This window comes from Trabulsiella odontotermitis, assembly GCF_001297775.1.
In the GTDB taxonomy this organism is placed as follows: Bacteria; Pseudomonadota; Gammaproteobacteria; order Enterobacterales; family Enterobacteriaceae; genus Trabulsiella; species Trabulsiella odontotermitis.
In genome coordinates this window covers 273,402-281,917 of record NZ_LIFX01000012.1, presented here as the reverse complement: position 1 = coordinate 281,917, position 8,516 = coordinate 273,402, and the positions used below count along the sequence as shown (strand labels likewise).

Sequence of the window (8,516 nt, the reverse complement as noted above, 5' to 3'; positions counted from 1 at the left end):
ATGCGGTTACCGGCCGGATCCTGGGTTTCCAGGGTCAGCTTGTTCAGCCCTTCCAGCAGCGGTGCATCCGGCGTCAGGCTCCACTTGCCATCCGCATCAACAACCGCTGAGCCGATCAGGTGTTTTCCTGCGGCGTCAGTGCTGTAAACAAATACGGTATTACCCGCTTCGCCAATACCGGTAATCGCAGGCTGGCTGTCGTCGGTAATGTCACCGCTGGCCACGTTGCCCTGCTGATCGCCAACGTTATCGGCAACCCCTGTAATTTTCAGTACATCTTCGCCAGCATTTGGCGGGGTCGTATCAACGCCAAAATCCAGCGAGTCAGAAGGATCGCTGGTGTTACCTGCCGGGTCAGTGTGTGTCAGTGTGATGTTGTGTTCGCCATCATCCAGCGGTTCTTCCGGAGTGAATGACCACTTACCGTCATCCCCCACCACGGTGGTGCCGAGAACTTCATCACCGTCATAAATGGTGACCGTATCGCCCGGTTCGCCGCCGCCGCTGAAGGTCGGTCTGGAATCGTCAGTGACGCCACCGTCCTGAATCTTACCAGTGATCGGATCGTTATCATCCAGCGCATTCGCTACGTCAGGTTTTGCCGGTGGCGTGGTATCTACCACAATCTGAATCGGGTCAGAAGGATCGCTGATGTTGCCCGCTTTATCCTGCTCACTGACTTCCAGTTCATGCTCGCCTTCGTCCAGATCGTCAGTCGGCGTGAAGGTCCACTTACCATCGTCGTCAACGATGGTAGAGCCAATCACTTCATCGTTATCTTTGATGATGATGACGTTGCCCGGTGTACCGTCACCGTTGAAGGTCGGTTTGGTTTCGTCGGTCACATCGCCTGAATCCAGCGGGCCCGTCTTCGGACCGGTGTTATCAAGAACATCTGGCTGGTCAGGTTTTTCAGGGGCGCCAGTGATGACGTTAAAGTCACGAATCGGGGAAGGATCGCTGACGTTACCGGCTTTGTCCGTCTGGGTGACGGTGATGTCATGGTTGCCATCCGCCAGGTCTGCGGTCGGTTTGAAATACCAGCGACCATCGGCGTTCACTTCGGTCTGACCGATAGCTTTGCCGTTATCGTAAATGGTGATGGTGGCGCCCGGTTCACCGGTGCCGCTCATTTCCGGGCGGGTATCGTCGGTCCAGCCATTGTGGTTAACTTCACCAACGACATTACCCACCTTATCAATCACGTGTTGAATGGCGGGTGCGTCAGGCGCGACAGTATCAACGATGACCACGATAGGGTCGGAAGGCGGGCTCACGTTACCGGAAGGATCTTCTTCGGTGAGGGTGATGTCATGTTTACCATCATCCAGCGGTTTATCCGGGGTGTAGGTCCATGTGCCATCGTCGCCGACCACGGTAGAGCCAATCTCTTCGCCGTTGTCGTAGATATGAATGGTATCGCCTGGTTCACCGCGACCGCTCAGGGTCGGCGCGTTGTCATCGGTGGAATCACCGCTCTTCAATGGACCGACAATAGAACCAACATCATCGACTGTGCTGCCGATAGCCGGTTTTTCCGGCGCGGTGCGGTCAGAGTTATTATTGCCGTCTTCATTCATTGCTACGGCAGCACCGATACCCATCGCGGTTGCCGCCGCCAAAAAGCCTAACAGGCCGAACAGGGAATCATCGTCATCACCGGGCGCCGTAAAAATACCGCTGCCTGGCCCCATAGGCTCACCGCCCAGGGCAACCGGTGACATATTGCCGTCGGCAATTAAATAACCTGTATCGTAACTCTCTCCGGACAGAGGAACATAGGCATACAGCTGGCCATCTTCTGCCATACCGAGCAACACAGGGTTATTGGGATCACCATCAAAGTAATCATCAATAATGATACTCGGATCAGTATCCCCCTCCTGAATAACATGAAGCGCTTTGCCAACACGCTTAAGTGTAATATTTTCTGGTGCAAAGTCATCGTTGACATTCTTTAACAGATACTTATTACCTGGGACAAGTTTTACGTTAACGGCCTTGCCAGCTTCAGCGGTCAACAGGCGCGTTTTCCCTTCTCCGCTGTTAATAGCCAGAATAATTTTATTTTCCATCATTTAAACTCCAGACATCATGATATGTAACCGGTCGCTTCCATTCTTGAATAGGTAAACTGATCCTTATCCGGAAGAGCTTTCGCTAACTTACCATCAATTATTTCGTCAAAACATGAGCACCATCTCGCAGAATTCTTGCCTGTTAACCTGCCTCTGATGCCACTTAATCTTTCCTGGTTTTCGCACAACATTTAATTGATTGCTTTATATAGAAATTTGCTCCTGAGGTGTTGAGAGGACAACTGGCGAAATCGCTTGCCCCTTATAAAAACAAAGAAAAAATAAGTAATGTACTAGCAGATTAAGAATCCCTTAAATTGGCCGTGATAGAATCACGATCACAAAAATCATCCATATCCTTATGAACGTTTCATAAATACAGAGAGATCAGCAAGGAGAATAATATCATTCTCAATATTACTCTCCGTACTTCGCTGGTGGTTGTATAAAGGTAATATTTCAACGGCAGTGAAAAAAGAGATCAGAAAAGCGCTTCACGCCAAGCTTGCGTAATATATTGGATTTATGCGCGCTGATCGTTTTTTCACTACGGGACAGCCGAATAGATATCGCCTTGTTGGTTGAGCCATCGAGGCACATTTTCAGAATCTCTGTCTCTCTGCGGGTCAGACCAGCAGAGGCGTAATACTCATCATTAAACATTGCCGCACCATTATTCTTGATAGAATGAATATCCCAGGAATAACAATAGCCGCCGTCACGTATGATATTGATTGTATTTATAAAAAACTCGACGTCGCTTTCACGCTTAATCACGCCATGGACATTGCCGATCTGCTCCAGATACTTTTGCCAGGGCTGATCGTCTTCGACCAGAAGCAGGACAGGACAGGTCAGTTGCTGAGAGATCTGCTTCAGTTGGTGCAGAGGACAGGTGAGTAGCGCCTTACCGTCGATAATACCGATGCTGTAGTACTGTTGTTCTGCCCCTTCTTCAAGGAATTTTTCTACATTTTTCAGTACGACCGAGGCCCTCTGGTAGCTGGCCTCAATGATGCTGATAATGCCCAAACTGCCGAGATTCTTTTCACCCAGATATAACGCTTTCATAAATCATCCCTATTTGCACTGATGCTAAAAGCCGTGGTTTATACGGATAGCGACAAATGCCCGGCCCCATTGCATTCCCTGCAATAGCGTTCGTAAGGCTTTTTCATATCGCTAACATAAACGGGCGTGCAGCACTGCCTTCTGAAGCAAACAACCCTATGTAACGTGGCACTGAATACATACTGTCTCATCAATAGGGATAGATATTCTGTACCTGAATTCAATAAAATATTGAAGATACTAAGATGAGAGTAAGAGTTTCTTGAAGCAGGTCTTTTCCCTGAAAATGCTTAAAATGATGCCGATAACATAATGAAATGTTATCTCCACATATTTTTTACAAATTCTGTCTTGCTAGCATAAGAATATCCCTGGCGATAAAGATAGTCAATCCTTTGCAAACAGAAACGTACCGCTAAGTGTCGCATTTCATACACATAAAAACACTCCCCAAGAAAATTTCTCATTTATTTACCGTTACACCTACAGGTAATTTCAGAGCATTACTTAGTTAATCTCAGGTATTACTTAATAAATCCTCCATCCCACTTATGCCAACCTTAATACAAAGTAAGAAAAAAGTCCTGAGAATATGTCCTGGTTTTTATTTCCTCTTGTATAAGGCAGAAACTTCCCTTACTGAAACATTCTTCAGAAGATAATAAATATTCCTAAAAACGATAGCAACACCACAGCCTGAACGCGCATTTAATTAAGACAAAATGACACTCAAAACCCGGCCCGGGTGAAAAATAACGGTCAGAAATGACGATTTCCAGGCAGAGAAGTAAAATAAGGTTTAAATAAGTATCGCGATTGTTTTAGAAAATTAACAAAGCATCAACAACTCAGGATATCCGGGGCATAATTCAGGGAGGAAAGCTGGGATATTTTCTGAAAATCCGGCGGAAATTAAACGTAATGTCGACGATGCAATTAAGACACTTTGCTGATAAAGAGACTTCCGTCGCCTGTACTATAGATCCCGATACCTGCAGGTCCACCTGAGCGACTAAAACGTGACTGTACATTCGTCTTTCCCGACGCGTTTCATTCCCGTTTCTTTGATTTTTTAATCACCGCTCACAAATTTCATTTTTCCTTTCACCCAGGACTTGTCTGATCGAAATTTACGCTATAACGTCCTCTGTAACGATTTAGTGTAACGTTACAGAAGAATAAGAAAGTCGCAGTCATGCCCTGATAGACCGTGCTATCGGTCGGGAACAATAGAACAAATGTTTTCTCATTAAGGATTAACATGATGAACATTCAGAAACCCGCTTTACGCAAGACCCTTATTGGAACCTTACTGACTTCTATGCTGTTCGCAGCTGGTGCTGTCACCAACCTGGCCGAAGCGAAAGTCACGTTTCGCGTGTACTCGTCGCTGACGGCTGATGACAACTCTGCACACTACATCTGGTTCAAACGCTTACAGTCCAATATTGAAAAAGATCCGCAGCTGAAGGATGAGATCAAACTCAACTACTTCCCTAACGCGATGCTGGGTAAAGAAGCAGATGCCACCCAGCAGGTGCGCATTGGTGCCATCAACATGATGATTTCCGGCACCTCTATCTGGGCAACACTGGTACCTGAAATCGGTGTACTGGATCTGGGCTATCTGTTTAAAGACTGGAACCAGGTCGGTAAATCACTGGATGGCAAAGCCGGTAAAGAGCTTTCCGATCTGATGCTGAAAAAAGCCAACGTGGTGGTTATCGACTACGCCTACAACCTGGGCGCACGTAATATCTACACCAAAAAAGTGGTCGAAAAGCCGGAAGATCTGAAAAACCTGAAAATCCGCGTTCTGCCGGTACCGAACTTTATCGCCACCATTAACCACATGGGCGCAGTTTCCATCCCGATGCCGGGCGGTGAAGTGTATTCCAGTCTGCAGATGGGCGTTATTGATGGTCTGGAGCATGACTCCGCGACCGTGCTGGCGAACAAGTTCTATGAAATCGCTAAAAACGCGACTCTGACGCAGCACATTTATAACCCGATCATGATTGCGATGAACAAAAACAGCTTCGAGCAAATCCCGGAAAAACTGCGTCCTGGATTCATGGCGGCAGCGCGTGAAGCAACCGAATACGAACGTCTGCAATCCTACAAGATCGAAGAAAAAGCGGTAGAGCAACTGAAAGGCCTTGGCATGGTGTTCCGTGAAGTGGATCGCAATGTCCTGCGCGCTGATGTGAAACCGGTCTGGGACGAGTTCCTGGCAAAATATCCAAATATGAAAACTGTCGTTGATGAAGTGACTGCAGCGGAGTAATTCCCGCGCCTTTCATTCATCCTGGCGGCCAGCGGTTTGCTGGTCGCCACCGACGGGAGCTTTATAACGAGGTTCGATATGGCTGACACATCGATGGCAATCAAAACCCCCGCGGGGCCGCTGGCTTACCTTTCCCGGCTAAATAAATTCCTGACAACACTGACCTCCTGGGCTGGAGGGTTGGTTTTACTGATTAACGTACTGGTGGTTTTCGCCTCCGTCATCTGGCGTTACGCCCTGCACTCCCCTATTGAGTGGGCAGAAGAAATGGCGCGCGCCATGATGATTGCGCTGGTCTTTTTCGGCGTGGCAACCTCTACCGGGCGTGGCGGACATATCGGCGTCGATCTCTTTTTGCGCTTTATTCCTGAATCTGTCCGTCCTTATGTCGTGCATGCCAGCCGTTGGGTACTGTTCCTGGTGGCGGTCGGACTGGTTATCTCCAGTTACGATCTGCTGATGGCGGCGCGCCTGCAAACCACGGAAACCGGCTTGCCACAAATCATCTCGGTCATTCCTGTACTGACGGGTTCCGTGGTGATGATGCTGGCGGCGCTGGAACACGCGCTGACCGCGCGGGCGAAAGTCGTCCTGTTAAGCGGCGCGGGCATTGTGGTGTTAATTCTGCTGGGATGGCTGAAGCTCTCCCTGATGGCTGACCCGGCAACCGCCGCCGCCGGACTGATGCTGATCTGCTTCGTGCTTGGCATTATCGCGGGCGTACCGATTGCCTTTACGCTGGGGATGTCGGCGATGGCGTTCTTCATCTGCGACCCTTCCCTGCCGTTCGTCTTCTTCTCACAGCAGGTCGTGGCCGGGGTGGATCACTTCGTACTGCTGGCAATTCCGTTCTTCCTGTTGGCCGGTGCGGCGATGGAAATCAACGGCATGTCAACGCGCCTGGTTGAACTGGTGGTGCGTGGCATGGGGCGTTTCCGTGGCGGCCTGAACATGACCACGGTGCTGTCGATGGCCTTCTTCTCCGGAATTTCCGGCTCGAAACTGGCGGACGTCGCGGCTGTGGGTGGTGTGCTGATGCCTGCTGTTCGCCGTGCAAAAGAAGACTCTGAAGAAGCGGCTGGCGTGTTCGCGGCTTCCGCAGTCGTGGCGGAAACCATTCCACCTTGCGTTAACCTGATTGTGCTGGGCTTCGTGGCCAACATCTCCATCGGCGCGCTGTTTATCGCCGGTCTGGTGCCTGCCGCCTGCCTGCTGGTCCTGATGCTGATTGCGGCCAACCGTTTCGGCGGCAAGATCAACATTCGCGAAGCTTATCCGCAGATGCGTCCTCTGCTACAACTGTGGTTGGGCGCGATTGTCGGTCTGGCCATGATCTTCATGATTGGCCGTGGGGTCATGATGGGGATCGCCACCTCAACGGAAATCTCGGCGTTTGCCGTCGTGTATGCGATTGTGATTGGTCGTCTGGCCTTCCGTGAACTGACGTTCCGCGCCACCGTGAAGATGTTTATCGACATCGCGGCGATGTCTGGCGTGCTGTTGTTCATCGTCGCCTGCGCCACCAGCCTGTCGTATGTCCTGACCATTCAGATGATCCCGCAGCAAATTGCGGAACTGTTAGTCGGCATTGGCCAGTCGCAAGGCGCCTGGGTCTTCCTGCTGTTGACCATCGTCATTCTGATTGTCTTCGGTGCGGTTCTGGAAGGTGCGCCAGCGCTTATCATCTTCGCTCCGATTCTGGTGCCGATTGCCGTCCAGCTTGGCTTTAACGCCCTGCACTACGGTATTGTGATGATTCTGGCGATGGGCTTCGGTCTGTTCTCACCGCCTATCGGCCTCGGGTTATACACCACCTGCGCCATCTGCGGTGTGGAGATGAAGAACGTGATTCGTCCGATGGTGAAATACCTGGTGGTGTCGCTGTTCGGTATTATCCTGATCGCGATGATCCCGATTATCACCACCTGGTTACCGGGTCTGGCAGGATATTGATCGCAAGAGTTATTGTAATAACAGATAATTAAGTCAGTAAACGCGTAAATAATGAGGGCAGTATGGCTAATATCAGGGATGTCGCGAACCACGCTGGCGTTTCCGTCAGCAGCGTATCAAATGTGTTAAATGGTCGCACGAATCAGATGCGTCCGGAGACACTCGCGCGCATCCGGCAATCCATGCGTGACCTGAATTATTTGCCTAACCGGGTGGCTCAGCAGTTGAAAACCGGTCAGGCGCGAATGATTGGCTTACTGGTGCCGTCGATTGTGAACCCCAGCTTTGCGATGCTGACGCGTGAAGTGGATCGCGTCGCCAAAGCCAATCAGTATCGGGTGCTGTTAGGTAACACCTATCGCCAGGAAGACGAAGAAAAAGCGTTTCTGGAAGATATGTTTGCCCATGGCGTGAAGGGGGTGATTGTTGTCGCAACGGCAATGGATCGCCCCCACTTCGCCAACGCCGCCCGCCACGGCATGGTGATGGTGAACTACGACAGCCTGATGTCAACTCACACGGCGGACGGCAATCCGCCGTTCGACAGTGTTTCGATGGATAACGTCGAAGCCGGGCGACTGGCGGCGGAGCACTTGATCCAGCGTGGTTGTCGGCAACTGGTGTTCGTCACTGAAGCCACACAACTGCCAAGCCGTCTGCATAAAATTGAGGGCTTCTATGCCGCCGTCAATCGTCATGGACTGCGGGAAAACGCACACGTTATTGAAGGCAAAGCCGGGGAAGCGTACGGCGATGCTGAAATGACCGAACTGGGGCGTTCACTGGCGGCCAAAGTGCTTGAACAAACGCCGCGCCCGGATGGCATTGTGGCCATCAACGACGCGATGGGCATCGGTCTGATGGCCGGGTTACGCAGCGCGGGAGTACAGATCCCGCAGGATATGTCAGTCATCGGCATCGATAACATCCCGCTTGCCGATCTGGTGCAGCCGCCGATGAGCTCGGTGATGCCGCCGTTGGCCGACATGGTCACCATGATGGTCGATCGCCTGCTGGCGCGGATTGAAAATCCGGATCTGACACCAGAAGAGTTTCTATTTATCCCCAAACTCATTAGCCGCAAGTCGGTGATTGGGAATGGAGAGTCTTAATTTTCTTTAAGGAAA

At 50.7% G+C, this 8,516-nt stretch carries 5 protein-coding genes; 3 read left to right on the top strand and 2 right to left on the bottom strand.

The genetic code is table 11. The features are described from left to right. Together AOY23_RS17425 and AOY23_RS17420 are read right to left on the bottom strand one after the other, a co-directional pair. A partial coding sequence (locus AOY23_RS17425) for an Ig-like domain-containing protein (protein ID WP_235503411.1) occupies positions 1-2,078 on the bottom strand: 2,078 nt, incomplete at its 3' end. Between the two features lie 459 nt (positions 2,079-2,537). Beyond that, entirely contained in the window at positions 2,538-3,149 is a 612-nt protein-coding gene (locus AOY23_RS17420; RefSeq protein WP_054181156.1) for a helix-turn-helix transcriptional regulator, read from the bottom strand. A gap of 1,261 nt (positions 3,150-4,410) precedes the next feature. On the opposite strand from AOY23_RS17420, the gene AOY23_RS17415 reads away from it, so the two are divergent. From AOY23_RS17415 to AOY23_RS17405, 3 genes are all read left to right on the top strand, one after another. Beyond that, a complete protein-coding gene (locus AOY23_RS17415) occupies positions 4,411-5,436 on the top strand; it encodes a TRAP transporter substrate-binding protein (protein ID WP_054181157.1) in 1,026 nt (341 codons plus the stop codon). Positions 5,437-5,514: 78 nt separating this feature from the next. After that, a complete protein-coding gene (locus tag AOY23_RS17410; protein ID WP_054181158.1) occupies positions 5,515-7,389 on the top strand; it encodes a TRAP transporter large permease in 1,875 nt (624 codons plus the stop codon). Between the two features lie 62 nt (positions 7,390-7,451). Then, positions 7,452-8,501, top strand: coding sequence for a LacI family DNA-binding transcriptional regulator (locus AOY23_RS17405; RefSeq protein WP_054181159.1), 1,050 nt, complete (start codon positions 7,452-7,454; stop codon positions 8,499-8,501). Positions 8,502-8,516: the final 15 nt, after the last annotated feature.